We start from the raw sequence: 16,528 nt of genomic DNA, 5'->3' as shown, positions 1-16,528 counted from the left end.
ACGTCCCGTCGCGCGAACAATAGCGGCCACCGACCGGTCGATCCGCCACGCGCTCGCAACATCACCCGAACAGTCCGGGAACGTCCGGATAGCGGGTCGCCATAGCGACCAGCCGCCCGGACGCTGTAGGTTCGGCGGTGCCAACGCCGGGGAGCTCGAGTCAGTCGGGCTGAGAGGACGGGCCGTGGCACCTCCGGGTGCCGGCGCACGTCGACCCGAGAACCTGAACTGGGTAATGCCAGCGGAGGGATGCGCGGTCTCGCGCGGCGTCGGCGGACGTCGTCGCCGGCGTCCGTCCCGCCGTCGTGCGTGCCCACGGCCTGCTGCTGGTGTGCCCCGAATCCGGAGGACACCGTGCTCGCACAGATCCAGGTCTCGCCGCGCCCGAGCGGCACCGACCACGACCGCTACGCCTACGTGGACGCCGCCATCGCGGTGATCCAGGGCTCCGGCCTCACCTACGAGGTGGGGGCCATGGGCACCACCGTCGAGGGCACGCCCGACCAGGTCTGGTCGCTGCTGCGCGAGGTCCACGAGGCGACGGTCCGGGCCGGCGCTGCCGGCGTGAGCAGCCACATCAAGGTGGCGCAGACGGGCGCCGACGACGGCCCGCGCATCGCGGACCTCGTCGGCAAGTTCCGGTGACGCGCGCGGCGCTGCCGGTCCGGGCGGCGCCGAGCACGGCCCTCGCGGACCCGCCCGCGTCGCTCCCGTCGGCGCGTGGCCGGGGGAGCAGGACGGCGGTCAGACGAGTGCTCGCACCGACCCTCGCCGCGGTCGTGCTGGTCGGCGCCTGGGAGGTGGTGGCTCGGACGTCGGGCCTGCCGGAGTTCGTCCTGCCGGCGCCCTCGCAGGTGGCCGCAGCGGGCGTCGAGTCGGCGCCGCTGCTGGGCCTGCACATCGCCACGACCCTGACCGAGGCCGCGCTCGGCCTGGTGCTCGGGGCGGTCGTCGGGCTGGCGCTCGCGGTGCTGATCGCCGCGTTCCCCGTCGTCGCCGACACCGTGTACCCGCTGGTCACGCTCACCCAGACCGTCCCGACCGTCGTGCTGGCCCCGCTGCTGATCCTGTGGGCGGGGTTCGGGCTGCTGCCCAAGGTGCTGCTCGTCGCGCTGACGGTGTTCTTCCCCGTGCTCGTCGCGGCCGTCACCGCGATGTCCGACGTCGACGGTGCGCACGTCGACATGGTGCGCGGGCTGGGCGGGCGGCGGTGGAACCAGTTCTGGCTGGTGCGGCTCCCGGCGGCCGTGCCGGGTGCGTTCGGCGGGCTGCGGGTCGCGACGACGTACGTCATCGGCGCGGCCGTCGTCTCGGAGTACCTGGCCGGAACCAGCGGGCTCGGCGTCTTCATCCAGCGCTCGCGCAAGTCCTACGACGTCGACCAGATCCTCGTCGCCGTCGTCGTCATCGCCGTCCTGACCGGCGCCCTGTTCCTGCTCGTCGACGCGCTGGGCCGCCTGGCCACGCCGTGGCGACGAGCCTCCCGCTAGACGACCGTCCCGCTAGGAGAACCATGAACCGCCTCACCCTCGTCGCCTCCGCCGCTGTCGTCGCGCTCCTCGCCGCGTGCAGCAGCCAGGCCGACGCGAAGGACGGCACCACCCACGTCGACGTCGTCCTCGACTGGACGCCCAACACCAACCACTCCGGCCTCTACCTGGCTCAGGACCGCGGGTACTTCCGCGACGCGGGCCTGGACGTGACGATCGTCGAACCGGGGGAGACGTCCGGCAGCCAGCTGCTCGCCGCCGGCAAGGCCGACTTCGCCTACACCGTCGCCGAGGGGCTCGTGCCTGCGCGCGAGCAGGGCGCCGACATCGTCTCGGTCGCCACCGTCATCGAGCACAACACATCCAGCCTGCTGTCGCTGACGTCGTCGGGCATCACGCGGCCCCGGGACCTCGCCGGGCACAGCTACGGCACGTACGGCTCCGACCTGGAGAAGGCGCTCATCAAGAAGCTCGTCTCCTGCGACGGCGGCGACCCTCAGAAGGTCACGTTCACGCCGCTGGTGAGCGACGACTTCCGCATCGGCCTCACCCGGCACCAGTACGACGCGGCATGGGTGTTCGACGCGTGGGAGACCATCGAGGCGCGCGACATCGACCACCTCGACGTCTCCACGATCCCGTTCATCGACCACACCGACTGCATCCCCGACTGGTACACGCCGCTCGTCGCGACCTCGGCCGCCCACATCACGAACGACCCGGCGATGGTGAAGGCCTTCGTCGGCGCCCTCGCGCACGGCTACCGCGACGCGATGGCGGACCCGGACGCGGCCGTCGACGCGCTGCACCGCGCCGCCCCCGAGCTGGATCCGGACCTGCTCACCGCCAGCGCGCAGTACCTGTCCACGCGCTATGCCGACGACCCGGCGCAGTGGGGCCAGCAGCGGGCGCGGGTGTGGGACGACTTCGTCGCGTTCCTCGAGGACAACCACCTGGTGAAGACGGGATTCGACACCGACGCGGCCTGGACCGATGACTACCTCCCCTGACGTGCGCGTGCGCGGGCTGTCGGTCGCGTACGGGTCGCTCGCGGTCCTCGCGGACGTCTCGCTGCGCGTCGCGCCGGGGGAGTTCGTGGCCGTCGTCGGCCCGTCGGGCTGCGGCAAGTCGACGCTGCTGCGGGTGCTGGGCGGGTTGCTCCCGGCCGGCGCCCGCGTGCGGGCCGACGAGCTGGCGCTGCCCGTCGGTCCCGATGGGCGCGCCGCCACGGCCTGGATGCCGCAGGGGGACAGCCTGCTGCCGTGGCGGCGCGCGTGGGCGAACGTGCTGGTGGGGGCGCGGATCGCTGGTGTCCCGCGGGATGTGGCCGACGGGCGGGCGCGGGCGCTGTTCGACGAGTTCGGGCTGGGCGGCTTCGAGCGGTCGTGGCCGCACGAGCTGTCCGGCGGCATGCGGCAGCGGCTCGCCCTCGCCCGCACCTGCCTCCCGCAGCGGCCGGTGCTCCTGCTCGACGAGCCGTTCGGTGCGCTCGACGCCCTGACCCGGCGGCGGCTCAACGCGTGGCTGGCGTCGGTGTCGCTGGGGTCGGCCGGTGGTGCGTCCGCGGCCGTGGTCCTCGTGACGCACGACGTCGACGAGGCGCTCCTCCTCGCCGACCGCGTCCTGGTGATGAGCGACCGCCCCGGCCGGGTGGTCCTGGAGGTCCCCCCGCGCTCGGACCAGTCGGCCCGCGCCCGGGTGCTCTCGGCGCTGGGCGTGGATCTCCCCGCCCTGGCGTGATCAGCACGCGAGCTGGCCTCGCGGATGGATGCACGCGTGGTTGCAGCGCCCGCGCCCGCCACGGGCGCACGCGCTACAACCACGGATGCATCCATTCGTGAGGGTGGGCTCGCTGCGCATGGCGGGGGCGTCGATGGTTCCGCGGGCGCGTGTGGGTGGGGCGCGCGACGATGCGGGGATGCTGCTCGCCGACGTCGCCGCCACGTCCACCGCGCTCGCGGCCACGCGCTCGCGCCTGGCCAAGCGGGCGCTGCTCGTCGACCTGCTGCGGCGCACCGACCCTGCGGACGTCGAGGTCGTCTCCCGCTACCTGGGCGGCGAGCTGCGCCAGCGTCGGACGGGACTGGGGTGGCGTTCGATGACTGCGCTGCCGGAGCCGGCCGCCGAGCCGTCGCTCACGGTGGCGGGCGTCGACGCAGCGTTCGAGGAGATGGCGGAGTTGGCCGGTGCCGGGTCGTCGGGCCGGCGGACGACGATGGCCCGCGAGCTCTTCGCCGCCGCGACGGCCGACGAGCAGCGGCTGCTGCGCGGGCTCGTCACCGGTGAGGTGCGGCAGGGCGCTCTCGACTCGTTGCTGCTCGACGCTGTCGCGGAGGCCGCCGGCGTGACGCCCGCGTCCGTCCGACGAGCCGCGATGCTCGCCGGCGCGACGGAGCCGGTCGCGGTCGCGGCGCTGGGCGCCGGTTCGCCCGACGAGGCGGAGCGGGCGCTGGCCGCGTTCACTCTGGTCGTCGGCCGGCCTGTGCGCCCCATGCTCGCGTCGTCCGCGCCCGACGTCGTCACCGCGCTGGCGGGTCTCGACGGACCGGTCGTCGTCGACACCAAGCTCGACGGCATCCGGATCCAGGTGCACCGCCGCGGCGACGAGGTGCAGGTGTTCACCCGCAGCCTCGACGACATCACGGCGCGGGTGCCGGAGATCGTCGCAGCGGTCGCGGCGATGCCGGCCACCGACCTGGTGCTGGACGGCGAGGCGATGGCCGTCGACGAGGCCGGCCGCCCGCGCCCCTTCCAGGAGACCGCGTCCCGCAGCGCGACGCGGGACGCCGACGTCGCCGCGGCGACGGCCCTGACGCCGTTCTTCTTCGACTGCCTGCACGTGGACGGCCGCGACCTGCTCGACGCGCCGCTGCGCGAGCGGCTGGTCGCGCTCGATCAGGTCGCCGGCTCGTCGGCCGTCGCGCGCGTGGTGACGGACGACCCTGCGGTCGCCCGGGCGAGGTTCGCCGAGGTCGTCGCCGACCATCAGGAGGGTGTCGTCGTGAAGGCCCTCGACGCCCCGTACGAGGCGGGCCGCCGAGGCGCCGCGTGGGTCAAGGTCAAGCCGCGCCACACCCTCGACCTGGTAGTGCTGGCCGTCGAGCGGGGCTCGGGCCGGCGGCAGGGCTACCTGTCGAACATCCACCTGGGCGCGCGGGACGGCGACGGGTTCGTCATGCTCGGCAAGACGTTCAAGGGCATGACCGACCAGATGCTGGCGTGGCAGACGGAACGGTTCACCGAGCTCGCCGTCGGCCCGACCGACGGCTACGAGGTGCGGCTGCGCCCCGAGCAGGTGGTCGAGATCGCGTTCGACGGCCTGCAACGCTCGTCGCGCTACCCGGGCGGCGTCGCGCTCCGCTTCGCGCGCGTCCTGCGCTACCGCGACGACAAGACCGCGGCCCAGGCCGACACGATCGACACGGTCCGCGCGCTGGCGGCGCCGTGACCGACGCACGGGAGGCGCTCGCGGCGATGCGGGCCGACGCGATCGAGCGGCTGGCCGCGCTCCGCGGCAGCAAGGACGACATCGTCGACGCGGCCCGCGACAGCAACGTCGACGACGAGCACGACCCGGAGGGCGCCACCATCGCGTTCGAGCGCGCGCAGGTGGACGCGCTGGCCGGCGACGCCGCGGCGCGGCTGGCCGACATCGACGCCGCGCTGGCCCGGCTCGACGCGGGCACGTACGGCATCTGCGCCGTCGGCGGCGAACCCATCGATCCCGAACGACTGGCCGCCCGACCCACGGCGACGACCTGCGTCCGCCACGCGGGCGGCGCCTGACGCGCCAACGTTCTGCTTTTGTCGCGAATAGCGGTACAAACGCAGAACGCTGATCCCACGCGGCACACCAGGAGGCACCGATGATCGACTTCGACACCGTCAGCTTCGTCAAGCTCGCCCCGTGGGACCCCAAGGAGGCGCTCGTCGAGCTCGCAGACCTGCTGCTGCCCGACGAGCAGGTGCTGCTCGCCTTCAAGGGCACGCGTGACTCGGTGACGTTCACGTCCCGCCGCGTCGTCGCGCTCAACGTCCAGGGCATCACGGGCAAGAAGCGCGACTACAGCTCGCTGCCGTACGGCAAGGTCAACGTCTTCTCGATCGAGACGGCGGGCACCCTCGATCGTGACTCCGAGCTGGAGCTCTGGTTCAGCGAGGTCGGCAAGGTGAAGTTCAACTTCGCGTCGGGCGTCGACGTCCGAGCCATCGGCCGCCTCATCGCCGAGCGCGTCCTGTAGGTCGGTCAGGAATCGAGAAGCGGTCGCCCGCCGCGGCTCCTAGCGTGGATGCCATGACACCGACGACGAAGACCCAGACGTTCAGCGACGACGAGCGCGCCGCGATGAAGGAAGCAGCCGCCGAGCGGCGCAAGGCGAAGAGCGGCAAGGTCGACGGCCTGGCCGACGCGCTGGCCAACATCGCGGAGATGGGAGACGACCGCGAGCTCGCCGAGAAGGTCCACGAGCTCGTGACGAAGGCGGCCCCGGACCTCGAGGTGAAGACCTGGTACGGCATGCCCGCCTACGCCAAGGGCGGCAAGGTGGTCTGCTTCTTCCAGCCGGCCGGCAAGTTCAAGGCCCGTTACTCGACGCTGGGTTTCAACGACGCGGCACAGCTCGACGACGGCTCCATGTGGGCCACGTCGTTCGCGCTGACGACGCTCACCGCGGCCGACGAGAAGCGCATCACCGAGCTGGTCCGCAAAGCCGCCGGCTGAGCCGTCCCTGTCGTGCCCCTACTGTGGCGTCGTGGCTGCCGACCCCGACGTGACCGACCCGCTCGCGTTCGCGCGCTTCGTGCGCGGGCTCGGCAGCGGGATCGTCGCGACGGTCGCGCCGGACGGTTCGCCGCAGGCCGCGCTCGTCGGGCTCGCGGCGCTCGACGACGGGACGCTGTTCCTCGACGCGCCCACGTCCGGTCGCACGGTGCGCAACCTCACCGCGCAGTCGCGGGTCGCCGTCGTGGTGGGGGTCGGGGCGATGACGGTGCAGGTGGAGGGGGACGCGCGCGCGGTGCACGACGACGAGCGCGCCCGGTTCGCCGCCGAGTACGAACGCCAGCTCCCGGGTTCGCGGGTATGGTCCGACGAGTTCGCGGTGATCGTCGTCCGACCCCGCTGGCTGCGCGCCTACGACACGACGCAGCACCCGCCGGCCGTCACCGAGGTGACGTGGTGAGCACCGCGACGGTCGTCGGCGGCGGTCCCGCGGGACTGATCGCCGCGGAGACCCTGGCCCGCGCGGGCGTCGACGTCACGGTGGTCGACCGCATGCCGTCCGTGCCCCGCAAGTTCATGCTTGCCGGCCACGGCGGCCTGAACATCACGCACAGCGAGGACCGCGCCGCGTTCCTGACCAGGTACGGCGCGTCCGCGGTTCGTCTCGCGCCCATGCTCGACGTCTTCGGTCCCGCCGACCTGCGGGCGTGGTGCGCCGAGCTGGGTGAACCCACGTTCGTCGGTACGAGCGGCCGGGTGTTCCCGCAGTCGTTCCGCGCGACGCCGCTGGTCCGCGCGTGGCTGGGCCGGCTGGCCGAGCAGGGGGTGCGCCTCGAGCGGCGGCAGCGCTGGACCGGCTGGGCCGACGACGGCGCGCTGCGGTTCACCGGCGCCGACGGTGCCGCGCTCACCACCGAGCAGGACGTCGTCGTGCTCGCGCTCGGCGGTGCCTCGTGGGCGCGGCTCGGGTCGGACGGCGGGTGGGTCGACGCGTTCGTCGGGCGCGGCATCGAGGTGACGCCCATGCAGCCGGCCAACGTCGGCGTGCGCGTGGCCTGGAGCGAGACGTTCGCGGAGCGCTTCGCGGGCGCTCCCCTCAAGAGCGTGGCCCTGAGCGTGCGAGGCGCGGGCGGCGCACCGGCGCGAGGCGACGCGATGGTGACGCGCGCCGGCCTGGAGGGCGGTCCGGTCTACGCGATCGGGGCGCCGGTCCGCGCCGCGCTGGCGGTCGGTACCTGCGTCATCGAGGTGGATCTGCGCCCCGAGATGAGCGTCGCGCACCTCGCGGATCGACTCGACCGGCGTCGTCCCAAGGACTCGGCGTCGACCTGGCTGCGCCGCGCGCTGAACCTGGACCCGGTCGGTGCGTCGTTGCTGCGGGAGGCCGGCCCGGTGCCCACCGACCCGGCCGCCGTCGCAGCGCTCGTCAAGGCCGTCCCGGTGCAGGTCAGCGCCACGGCTGGCATCGAGAAGGCGATCTCCAGCGCCGGCGGCGTGCGGTGGTCGCAGGTGGACGAGCACCTCATGCTGCACACGGTCCCCGGCACGTTCGTCGCCGGCGAGATGCTCGACTGGGAGGCTCCGACCGGCGGCTACCTGCTCCAGGCGTCGTTCGCGACGGGCGTCGTCGCGGCCCAGGGCGCGCTCGCGTGGCTGCACGCCGGCCGCTGAGCGGCTCGCGTGCTGGGAAACGCCCGCATAGCGGCAGGAACCCAGAACGCGAAGCGGGCGGCGTGGCCCTTGACCCCGGACTGCGGGGGTCGTCACGCTCGAGGTGTCGAAGGCGAGGTCCGATGGCGAGCGCAGACGAGATCCGGGACGCGCAGCGCGCGGCGTGGGGTGAGCGCGCGGCGGCGTGGGAGAAGTGGTCCGACGTCATCACCGGGCAGCTGGCGCCGGTCGGGGCGGCGATGATCGACGCGCTCGATCTCGCCACGCGCCAGCACCTGGACGTCGCGTCGGGTACGGGCGAGCCCGGGCTGACGATCGCGGCCCAGATCCCTGCGGCGCACGTCGTCCTCACGGACCTGTCGGCCCCCATGCTCGCGGTCGCGGCCCGACGAGCGGCCGCGGCCGGCATCACCAACGTCACGACCGTCGTCGCGAGCGCCGACGACCTGCCGTTCGCCGACGAGACTTTCGACGGTGTCTCCGTCCGCCTCGGCCTCATGTTCTTCCCCGACCTGACCGCCGCGACGGCGGAACTGGTCCGCGTGCTGCGGCCCGGCGGCCGGCTCTGCGCGGCGGTGTGGGTGGAACCGGACCGCAACCCGTGGGTCTCGATCCCGGCCGGCGCCGTCGCTGCCGAGATCCCGCCACCGCCCGTCGACCCGGACGGGCTTAGCATGTTCCGCTGCAGCGCGCCGGGGTTCGTGCGGGACCTCTTCGAGGGCGCGGGGCTGGTCGACGTGGCCGAGCGCGACGTCGACGTCGAGCTCGTCACCGCGTCGCCCGACGAGTTCTGGGAGACGATCAGCGAGCACGTCGCACCCGTCGTCCACGCGGTGGCCGCCGCCGACGACGCCACGCGCGAGCGCATCCGCGCGTCCGTGATCGACGCGGTCCAGCCCTACCGCCGCGACGACCGCGTCGCCGTCCCGGGCCTGGCCCGCTGCATCGTCGGGACGAAGCCGCGGGCGTAGCAGGCTCAGCGGCCGATGCGCGCCTCGACCAGCCAGCCGCCGCCAGGCGTCGCGCCGGCGCGGACGAACCCGCCGAGCTCGTCGATCCGCTCGCCGAGGCCGACCAGGCCGCGGCCGGTCCCCGAGACGCCGGGCACGGCGGCCGAGCGCGCGACGCCGTTCTCGACGCGCACGTCCGCGGCCGCACCGACGGCCCGTACGCAGATCCGCACCTCGGCGCCGGGGGCGTGACGCAGCGCGTTCGTCAGGCTCTCCTGCACCACGCGGAATGCGAGGTGCGCGACGGACGCGGGCAGCGCGTCGGCCTCGCCCTCCAGGCGGTAGGTGACGTCGAGGCCGCTGCGGGCTGCGCGTTCGACGACCTCGTCGACCAGCGTCAGGTCCTGCGCGACGACGTCGTGCCCGCCCAACAGCTCGATGAGCCGTTCCAGGTCCTCGCGGCCCTGGGCCGCGGACTCGGCGATCGCGACGAGCGTCTCGCGGGCGCGATCGGGCGACGTGTCGACCAACCGCTGCCCCGCCGCTGCCTGGATCACCATGACGCTGATGGTGTGGCCGACGATGTCGTGCAGCTCGGCGGCGATCCGCACGCGCTCGCGCCGCACGGTCAGCTCGGTGAGCAGCTCGCGCTCCTCCTCGAGCTCGCGCGCCTTGCCCTCGAGCTGCTCGGCGGCCTCGCGTCGGAGCCGCAGCACGGTCCCCGCGACGAACGGCGGGACGGTGAACATGAGCGTCGCGACCACGAAGTTGGAGCCGATCACGACGATCCACACGACGACGTAGGCGAGCGCCGCGCCGGCCACCCACCACGCCGCGCGGCCGCGCCACGACAGTGCGAGCAGGGCGAACGCGGCGCTGAACGGGATGAGCGCCCCGTCGGGAACCCAGAGGTCGGTCCCGATCAGGAGCGCGAGCAGGAACGCGGCGAGCGCGGCGACGGCGGCCAGGCGCGGCCGGGTGCGCCACCAGACCAGGACCGCCCCGCCGGCGACGCACAGCGCGACGGCAGCGTCGCCCGCGAGGCTCGTCGGCCAGCCGTGCACGATCGTCGGGACGACGACTACGGCCACGGCGACGGTCAGGATCGCGACCGTCTCGCGCACGCGCACGGGGCTACCCGACGGGCAGGAGCGCGACGGCCCGCGCCTGCCCGCGCCCGACCCGCAGATCGACGGAACCGCCCAGCAGCCGGGCCCGCTCGCGCGCCCGGCTGAGCGCCGCACGCACGTCGGCCCCGCGCTCGACGGGACCGTGCACGCGTAGCTCGAGCGCGTCGGGCGTGAAGCGGACGGCCACGTCGACGTGCGCGTCCGGCGCGTCGTCGAGCACCGTGAGCAGGTGCTCGACGATCCGGTACGCGGAGAGCTCGACCGCAGGTGCGAGCGTGCGCGCGTCGCCCGTCACGCTCACGCGGCTCGCGGTCTGCGAGCGGCGCGCGAGCAGGGCGTCGAGGTGTGCGACGGCCGGCGCGGGTGCCAGCGCGACGCCGCCGGCCCCGCGCAGCTGGCCGACGACGCGACGCATCTCGTCGAGCGTCGCGCGGCTGTCCGCCTCGATCCGCGCCAGCAGCGCACGGGTGGCCTCGGGGTCGAGGTCGTCGGCCGAGCCCGCTGCCCGGCCGAGCTGTTCCAGCCGCTCGCGCAGGAGCGCGTCGAGCTCGCGCGACAGCGCCGCCCGGTCCTCGCCGACCTCGAGGGCCAGCCGCGAGTCGCGCACGGTGCGCAGCTCCTCGTTGCGCGCCGCGAGCTCGCGCGACATGGCCGTCCGGTGCCGGACGGCCCGCGCGATGACGAAGACGACGAGCGTGATCGGCAGCGCGAGCGTGAGCGCGCCCAGGCCGGCGGTCGAGTCGCGGACCAGGACGGCTACCGCGATCGCCAGCGCGATCCCGAGCGACGCCCACGCCCGCGCCCGCTCGTAGGCGATGCCCCCCAGGAACGCGATCACGAACGCGAGCGGCAGGCCGGACCCGCACCGCCCCTGCCAGCCGAAGACCATGTCGTGCAGCACGACGACGGCAAGAGCGATGCCGCCGACGGCGAGCACCGACCGGCGCCACCACAGCGGCACCGCGCAGGCGACGAGCCACAGTGGCAGCATCCACCACGAGTGCGGGTCGATCGCGTGCGTGATGTCGCCGCGAACCAGCTCGCGGTCGGCCTCGGTGAAGGGGGTCAGCAGGTCGACGACCATGAGCACCGCACCCAGCGCGACCAGGGAGCCGGCGAGCACCCAGTCCACCGGGCGCACACCGCGCAGGACCCTGTTCATCGTCGCCACCTCGCTCGTGGGCAGGACGTTCAGGCGCTGACGCGCTCAGGCGCCAGCGTAGAGCCGGCGGCCCTACGGTCGGCAAGTGTGTTGACGACGACGCCTGCGCCGTACGCGAGCGCGGCGAGCGGCAGGCCGATGCCGAGTGCGCCCAGCCCCCCGGTCGACGCGTCCTCGACGAGCACCACGAGCTCCAGCACGACGACGCCGACCACGCCGATCACCTGGCGCGAGGCGGGCCCGGCGAACCGCGCCACCGCATACGCGTACGCGATCGCGAGCGGAAGGCCGAGGCCGCAGCGCGTGATCCAGCCGAACATCGGCAGGCTCGCGGCGAAGACGAGGATCGAGACGGCCAGCGCCGGGAGGACGGCGCGACGGCGCCACAGGATCGGCACGGCGGCGAGGACCAGCACGGGCAGGATCAGCCACGAGCGGGAGTCCATGGCGTGCGCGGTGCCGGGATCGTCGCCGGCCGTGGCGTTGGCCACGCCGAGCAGGACGGCGAGCGCGACGAGCACGGCCGTCAGCGCGTAGTCGAGCGGTCGGACTCCCTTGAGGGACGTGTTCATGGTGGTGCCCTTCGGTCGGGCCCGGGACCGGGCTCTGGTTGATGGCTCCACGCTCGCGCCCGCCGGTCGTCGCCCGCGTCGTCGCGACGGACGATCCTTGCCCGCCCGCGTCCTCCTCGCGGTCGGCGCGTCATCCTCCAGGACGACCCCGTCGGGAGGGACGAACTGCCACGATGGGGGACGTGATCAGGGTGCTCGTCGCCGACGACCAGGCGCTGGTGCGGACCGGCTTCCGGGTGATCCTCGAGTCCGAGGGGGACATCGAGGTGGTCGCCGAGGCCGTCAACGGCGTCGAGGCCGTGCGGCTCGCGGCGCTGCACAAGCCCGCCGTCGTGCTCATGGACATCCGGATGCCGGAGCTCGACGGGCTCGGCGCCACCGAGCAGATCCTGCGGGCGCCCGACCCGCCGACGGTCGTCGTGCTGACCACGTTCGACCAGAACGAGTACGTCTACCGGGCGCTGCGCGTGGGGGCGGCGGGGTTCCTGCTCAAGGACGCACCCGCCTCCCGCCTGGTCGCGGCGGTCCGTGCCGCGGCCACCGGCGACTCGCTCATCGAGCCGTCCATCACGGCTCGCCTGGTGGAGCGGTTCGCCGAGCCGGCCTCGTCGGCCGTCCCGCCCGCGCTCGAGGCGCTGACCGAGCGAGAGCGCGACGTCCTGCGTCTCGTCGCGCGGGGCCTGTCGAACGCGGAGATCGCCCACGAGATGGTCGTCGCGGAGACCACGGTCAAGACCCACGTGGCACGCGTCCTGGCCAAGCTGGGCGTGCGGGACCGGGTGCAGGCCGTCGTCGTCGCGTACGAGACGGGCTTCGTGACCCGCACCCGGTGACGGTCGGGCGCCCCTACCGGCGCAGGGCGTCGAACGACTCGGTCTCGCAGCTGGCCCTCGCGTGGCTGCTGGCGCAGGGCGAGCACGTCGTCCCGATCCCCGGAAACCCGCTCGGTCGACCGCGTCGCGGAGAACGTCGCAGCCGCGGACCTGGCGCTGACGCGTGCCGACCTCGAGGCGATCGACCAGATCCTGCCGTCCGGTGGCTTCGGCGCCCGCTACGCCACGGTGCCCACCTGGGAGTAGCGGTTCGCCGCGGCGGCCGGGTCAGCCGGTCGCCGCGGCGGTGGGCCGGACGGCGCCTCGTCGGCGCGCCCACACCTCGTTGATGACCAGCGCGAGCGCGACGAGCGCGATCATGAACCAGAACGAGCGGCGGTCGTCGGTGAACAGGTTGACGACGAAACCGACCAGCACCACGCCCGCGATCGTCACCGACAACCCCGTGAGGACCGGCGACGCGTTCAGCTCCGACCGCAGCCGCAGCGCCCCCACCGCGACCAGCAGGAAGACCGCGAGCGACACGCCGCTCCCGATGGAGGCGAGCGCGCTCACGTCGAGGACCGTGACGAACAGGATGACGATCGCGGCCGTGATCACGAGCCCGCCGTGCTTGCCGAGCCGGGTCCCGGGTCCGAAGGCAGGCGGGAACATCCGCGCCGTCGCGAGCGCCTCGGTGAGCCCGCGGGCGCCGTACAGCGTGGAGATGACGCTCGACGTGGTGGCGAGCAGGGCGGCCACCGTCATCATGACGTAGCCGGCCTGACCGAGCGCCGGCTGCGCGGCCACGGCCAGCGCGCGCGGGCCGGCCTCGACGACGTCGTCGACCGGGAGGGTCCCGAACACCCCCAGCGACACCAGCACGTACAGGACCGTCGTGATGGCCAGCGACGCGTACATCGCCACGGGCAGGTCGCGCCTGGGCCGGGGGAGGTCGCCGCCCGCGAACGTGATGACCGCGAAGCCGAGGAACGCGAAGAACGTGAGCGCGACGCTCGCGATGATCGGGCCGATCCCCGGATACGTGCTGGGCGCGAGCTGGGAGAGGTCGACCTGCGTGAACGTGCCGACGACGAACACCGCGAACACGACGAGCAGCAGCCCGACGATGATCGTCTGGAACCGGTCCACCAGTTGCGGTCCCGCGAGCGTGACGTACGCGCCCCCGACGACGAGCGCCGCGGCGCACAGCTTGGACAACCAGCCCCCGGACGGCCCGTCGGCGATGACCGCGGCCGCGTAGTCCCCGAACGACGAGGCGACCATCGCGCAGACCACGACGATCGTCGTCAGGTACCCGAGCCACGCCGCGACGCCTATCAGCCGCTGGCTGCGGTAGCTGTGCTGGAGGTAGACCATGATGCCGCCGGACGACGGCCACCGCATGGCGAACTTCACCAGCGCGTACCCGAGCGCCGCCGTCATGGTCCCGGCCAGCAGGAACGACACCCACGTCGCGGACCCGGCGACCGCGCCGGCCTCGCCCAGCAACGCGAAGATGCCGGCGCCGACCATCGCACCGACGCCGATGACGATCGCCCCGCGGACGCTCAGCTGCGCCTTCGGCGCTTCGGACGTCGTGGCGGGGTCCACCGCGCGCACCTCCACCGATCGAACCGGTCGGCGGCCGCCGACAGGCCGACGATAGCGCTACGGGTGGGTGCGGTGGGGCGTGTCAGGGGGTCCCACCTGCGACGAGGTGCGTCGGCGGGCTCAGCGTGGGCGCAGCCGTCCGAGCTCCGACCCGTCGACGTCGCGCAGGACGAGCTCAGCATCGTCCCGCGCGACCGACCGCGCCTCGGCCACCCAGCTGCCGACGCCGACGCCGATGCACCCCACGAGCGTCGTAGGTCCGCTCGTCGCGACGAAGGCGCCACCGTCCGTGACCGACCACCGACCGATCGTGCCGTTGCAGCCGTCGGACGCGACGTACGTCCCGTCGGCGTCGAACGTCACCCCCGGCTCCGTCTCGCCGTCGAAGCCCACGGGCGCCCACGCGCCCCGCAGGTCGGCGGCGGTCGCGCCGCGCGCCTGCGGGAGCACGGCGACGCGGTCGAGCACCGCCAGCGCGCTCGGGGCCGGGGTCGGGACGCCGGTCAGGTCGGCCGCGATGTCCCCGGTCGTGACGGGCGCCCCGTCCGTGGCGAGGGTCGCGACCACGCCGCCGTCCGCGTCCAGGAGCACCACGCCGTCCCCGTCCACGCGGTACGCCCGCGTCTCGTCCAGCCAGGGCGTCTCGGGGTTCCGCGCCGTGCAGGCCGACGACCACCCGTCGATGCTGCCCACGAAGGCGGAGCCAGCGGCGCGCCACGAACCCATCAGCTCGCCGCACGGTCGGAAGAGCAGAAGGTCGTCGACGTCGAGGCGCAACCAGGTGTCAGGCACCTCTCCCCGCGCCCCGGACACCTTCCACAGGCCGACGAGCTCGGACGGTCGGGCGGTCGGCGCGGCGCTGCGGCTCGGCGCGGCCGGTGCGGTGGCGCACGCCGTCAGCGTCGTCGCGACCACGACGCACAGCACTGCCCACCCGCTCGTCGTGCGCATGTGCTCTCCTTCGTCGTCGGACGTCCTGTCTGTGTCGCTCGGCGGAGGTTCCTTGCACAATGGCCGCATGCCCCTGCTGACGAGCGCGGTCGTCCTGCCCGGAACGCTCGCGTCGTCCCCGCAGCCGACGCTCGCCACCGACGGCCTCACGCTGCGGCCCTGGACGCACGACGACGCCGACGCGCTCGTCGCCGCGTACGCCGACCCGACCATCAGCTACTGGCATGTCCGGACCATGGCCGACCGCGACGAAGCGGTCGCGTGGGTCGACGAGCGCCGCACTCGCTGGGCGCGGGAGGTGGGGGCGGACTTCGCCGTGGCTGACGGGCCGGTGCTCGTCGGCCGGGTGGCCGTCCAGCACCTGAACCTGCACGAAGGCGTCGCCGAGCTCGCCTACTGGGTCCTGCCTTCAGCGCGGCGACAGGGCGTCGCGAGGCGCGCGGTGGGCGAAGCCGTCCGCTGGGCGTCCGACGACGTGGGCTTCGTGCGGCTCGAGCTCGAGCACTCGACCCTCAACGAGCCGTCGTGCCGGGTGGCCCGGACGCTGGGCTTCGAGCTCGAGGGCGTCCGCCGCGCGCACTACCTGCAGCCCGACGGCCGCCACGACACCCACCTCCATGCCCTCCTGGCGCCGGGTGCCGGTTCCGTGCGGACGCCCGGCTCGGCGACGTGAGCGACGCCGCCGCGTCCGCGTCCGGTCGGCATCAGCGCGCGGGGTGGCGCCGCTGGCAGCGTTCACCTGATCCCTCGCGTCCGCCGATGCGCTCCCGGCTGATGACGGGCCTGCTCGGGGGTGGTCTCATCATCGGGGTGGTGGCTTTCGGGGCAGGTCTGATCTACACGCCGGGCGACTACGAGCTGAGCCGGCTCGCGCACGGTCTCGACGCAACCGGCGTCGAGACGACGGCGCGCGACGCGGAGATCTGGCACCGGTGCACCTACAAGGGATGCACCGACAGCGATCATGTCCGGGCGGTCGTCGAGCTCCCGTCCGGTCCGGACAGGGTGACGCTGCGCGGTTCGCGTCCCGTCGTCGACGATCTGCCGGAGAGCGCGTGGTCCGCCGCGACCCCGGAGACGGGGTACGACGGCACGGTGGACGTCGTGTTCGACGCGGCTGACCCCGGCGGGACGGTGATGGCGACGGCGGACGTCGCATCGTGGGTGACGGGGTACAGCTCGACGACCGTCACCGAGGACGTTGTCGCGATCGTGATCAGCGCTGCGGTGGCTCTCGGGTGCGGTTGGGCTCTGGCCTGGCGGGCGGGCTTCCGGATGCGCCGCGCCGTCGTCGGACGGCGAGGCCGTCACGCCGGTGCGTGAACGGTGTGCGGCGGACCGCGAGGTCCGCGCGTCGGTGCTCGGCGAGGGAGACCGTCTGCCGATGGTGCCTGTCTTGGAGAGCGACGGCATCGCGCCCGGGATGAGCGACGACGAGGCGCACGACTCGCTTTCC

At 73.8% G+C, this 16,528-nt stretch carries 19 protein-coding genes and 1 riboswitch; of the genes, 14 read left to right on the top strand and 5 right to left on the bottom strand.

The features are described from left to right. The first annotated feature begins 144 nt into the window (after window positions 1-144). Window positions 145-254, top strand: a riboswitch (TPP riboswitch). Window positions 255-354: 100 nt separating this feature from the next. The 11 genes from IC607_RS02360 to IC607_RS02310 all read left to right on the top strand — a co-directional run bounded on the left by IC607_RS02360 (window position 355) and on the right by IC607_RS02310 (window position 8,852). Beyond that, window positions 355-645 (top strand): thiamine-binding protein, encoded by a 291-nt coding sequence (locus tag IC607_RS02360; protein ID WP_191785375.1) that lies wholly within the window; start codon window positions 355-357, stop codon window positions 643-645. 107 nt (window positions 646-752) lie between these two features. Next, the gene (locus IC607_RS02355) at window positions 753-1,490 is read left to right on the top strand and encodes an ABC transporter permease (RefSeq protein ID WP_370525962.1); all 738 of its coding nucleotides are present in this window, start codon (window positions 753-755) and stop codon (window positions 1,488-1,490) included. 23 nt (window positions 1,491-1,513) lie between these two features. Beyond that, window positions 1,514-2,500: an ABC transporter substrate-binding protein gene (locus tag IC607_RS02350; RefSeq protein WP_191785374.1), complete on the top strand. Its 987-nt coding sequence runs from the start codon at window positions 1,514-1,516 to the stop codon at window positions 2,498-2,500. Then, window positions 2,484-3,230 carry an ABC transporter ATP-binding protein gene (locus IC607_RS02345; protein ID WP_191785373.1) on the top strand — a complete coding sequence of 249 codons (747 nt, stop codon included), beginning with the start codon at window positions 2,484-2,486 and terminating at the stop codon, window positions 3,228-3,230. Before IC607_RS02350 ends, IC607_RS02345 begins: the two co-directional genes overlap by 17 nt. A 178-nt stretch (window positions 3,231-3,408) precedes the next feature. Next, window positions 3,409-4,938, top strand: a complete 1,530-nt coding sequence (locus IC607_RS02340; protein ID WP_191785372.1) for an ATP-dependent DNA ligase — start codon at window positions 3,409-3,411, stop codon at window positions 4,936-4,938. 26 nt (window positions 4,939-4,964) lie between these two features. Next, complete coding sequence (locus tag IC607_RS02335) at window positions 4,965-5,276, top strand: TraR/DksA C4-type zinc finger protein (RefSeq protein WP_191785871.1); 312 nt, start codon at window positions 4,965-4,967, stop codon at window positions 5,274-5,276. Between the two features lie 80 nt (window positions 5,277-5,356). Beyond that, window positions 5,357-5,731, top strand: coding sequence for a PH domain-containing protein (locus tag IC607_RS02330; RefSeq protein ID WP_191785371.1), 375 nt, complete (start codon window positions 5,357-5,359; stop codon window positions 5,729-5,731). A gap of 53 nt (window positions 5,732-5,784) precedes the next feature. After that, window positions 5,785-6,210 (top strand): iron chaperone, encoded by a 426-nt coding sequence (locus IC607_RS02325; RefSeq protein ID WP_191785370.1) that lies wholly within the window; start codon window positions 5,785-5,787, stop codon window positions 6,208-6,210. A gap of 31 nt (window positions 6,211-6,241) precedes the next feature. After that, entirely contained in the window at window positions 6,242-6,670 is a 429-nt protein-coding gene (locus IC607_RS02320) for a pyridoxamine 5'-phosphate oxidase family protein (RefSeq protein ID WP_191785369.1), read from the top strand. Further along, window positions 6,667-7,881, top strand: coding sequence for an NAD(P)/FAD-dependent oxidoreductase (locus tag IC607_RS02315; RefSeq protein WP_370525961.1), 1,215 nt, complete (start codon window positions 6,667-6,669; stop codon window positions 7,879-7,881). The genes IC607_RS02320 and IC607_RS02315 overlap by 4 nt, the downstream gene beginning before the upstream one ends. A 122-nt stretch (window positions 7,882-8,003) precedes the next feature. After that, window positions 8,004-8,852 (top strand): methyltransferase domain-containing protein, encoded by an 849-nt coding sequence (locus tag IC607_RS02310; RefSeq protein WP_191785367.1) that lies wholly within the window; start codon window positions 8,004-8,006, stop codon window positions 8,850-8,852. Window positions 8,853-8,857: 5 nt separating this feature from the next. Here the strand turns inward: IC607_RS02310 and IC607_RS02305 are convergent, their stop codons facing one another. Genes IC607_RS02305 through IC607_RS02295 form a run of 3 tightly spaced genes read right to left on the bottom strand, consistent with a single transcriptional unit; the run spans window position 8,858 to window position 11,695 of the window. Further along, window positions 8,858-9,955: a histidine kinase gene (locus IC607_RS02305; RefSeq protein ID WP_191785366.1), complete on the bottom strand. Its 1,098-nt coding sequence runs from the start codon at window positions 9,953-9,955 to the stop codon at window positions 8,858-8,860. Window positions 9,956-9,965: 10 nt separating this feature from the next. Next, entirely contained in the window at window positions 9,966-11,123 is a 1,158-nt protein-coding gene (locus tag IC607_RS02300) for a hypothetical protein (protein ID WP_191785365.1), read from the bottom strand. Window positions 11,124-11,152: 29 nt separating this feature from the next. Beyond that, window positions 11,153-11,695 carry a hypothetical protein gene (locus IC607_RS02295; RefSeq protein ID WP_191785363.1) on the bottom strand — a complete coding sequence of 181 codons (543 nt, stop codon included), beginning with the start codon at window positions 11,693-11,695 and terminating at the stop codon, window positions 11,153-11,155. Between the two features lie 182 nt (window positions 11,696-11,877). Here IC607_RS02295 and IC607_RS02290 point away from each other — a divergent pair, with 182 nt between their 5' ends. Continuing rightward, a complete protein-coding gene (locus IC607_RS02290) occupies window positions 11,878-12,528 on the top strand; it encodes a response regulator transcription factor (protein WP_191785361.1) in 651 nt (216 codons plus the stop codon). A 267-nt stretch (window positions 12,529-12,795) separates the two neighbouring features. Here the strand turns inward: IC607_RS02290 and IC607_RS02285 are convergent, their stop codons facing one another. Together IC607_RS02285 and IC607_RS02280 are read right to left on the bottom strand one after the other, a co-directional pair. Then, window positions 12,796-14,121 (bottom strand): APC family permease, encoded by a 1,326-nt coding sequence (locus IC607_RS02285; RefSeq protein WP_191785360.1) that lies wholly within the window; start codon window positions 14,119-14,121, stop codon window positions 12,796-12,798. Window positions 14,122-14,241: 120 nt separating this feature from the next. Then, a complete protein-coding gene (locus IC607_RS02280) occupies window positions 14,242-15,072 on the bottom strand; it encodes an META domain-containing protein (RefSeq protein WP_191785359.1) in 831 nt (276 codons plus the stop codon). 67 nt (window positions 15,073-15,139) lie between these two features. Here IC607_RS02280 and IC607_RS02275 point away from each other — a divergent pair, with 67 nt between their 5' ends. Together IC607_RS02275 and IC607_RS02270 are read left to right on the top strand one after the other, a co-directional pair. Continuing rightward, window positions 15,140-15,745, top strand: a complete 606-nt coding sequence (locus IC607_RS02275) for a GNAT family N-acetyltransferase (protein ID WP_191785358.1) — start codon at window positions 15,140-15,142, stop codon at window positions 15,743-15,745. A gap of 86 nt (window positions 15,746-15,831) precedes the next feature. Next, on the top strand, window positions 15,832-16,395 hold the full coding sequence (locus IC607_RS02270) for a hypothetical protein (protein ID WP_191785357.1): 564 nt from the start codon (window positions 15,832-15,834) through the stop codon (window positions 16,393-16,395). Window positions 16,396-16,528 lie beyond the last annotated feature (133 nt).

Source organism: Cellulomonas sp. JH27-2 (genome assembly GCF_014837175.1).
Taxonomy (GTDB): domain Bacteria; phylum Actinomycetota; class Actinomycetes; order Actinomycetales; family Cellulomonadaceae; genus Cellulomonas.
Note: the sequence above shows the minus strand (reverse complement) of the source record. Positions and strands in the feature narration are given on the sequence as shown.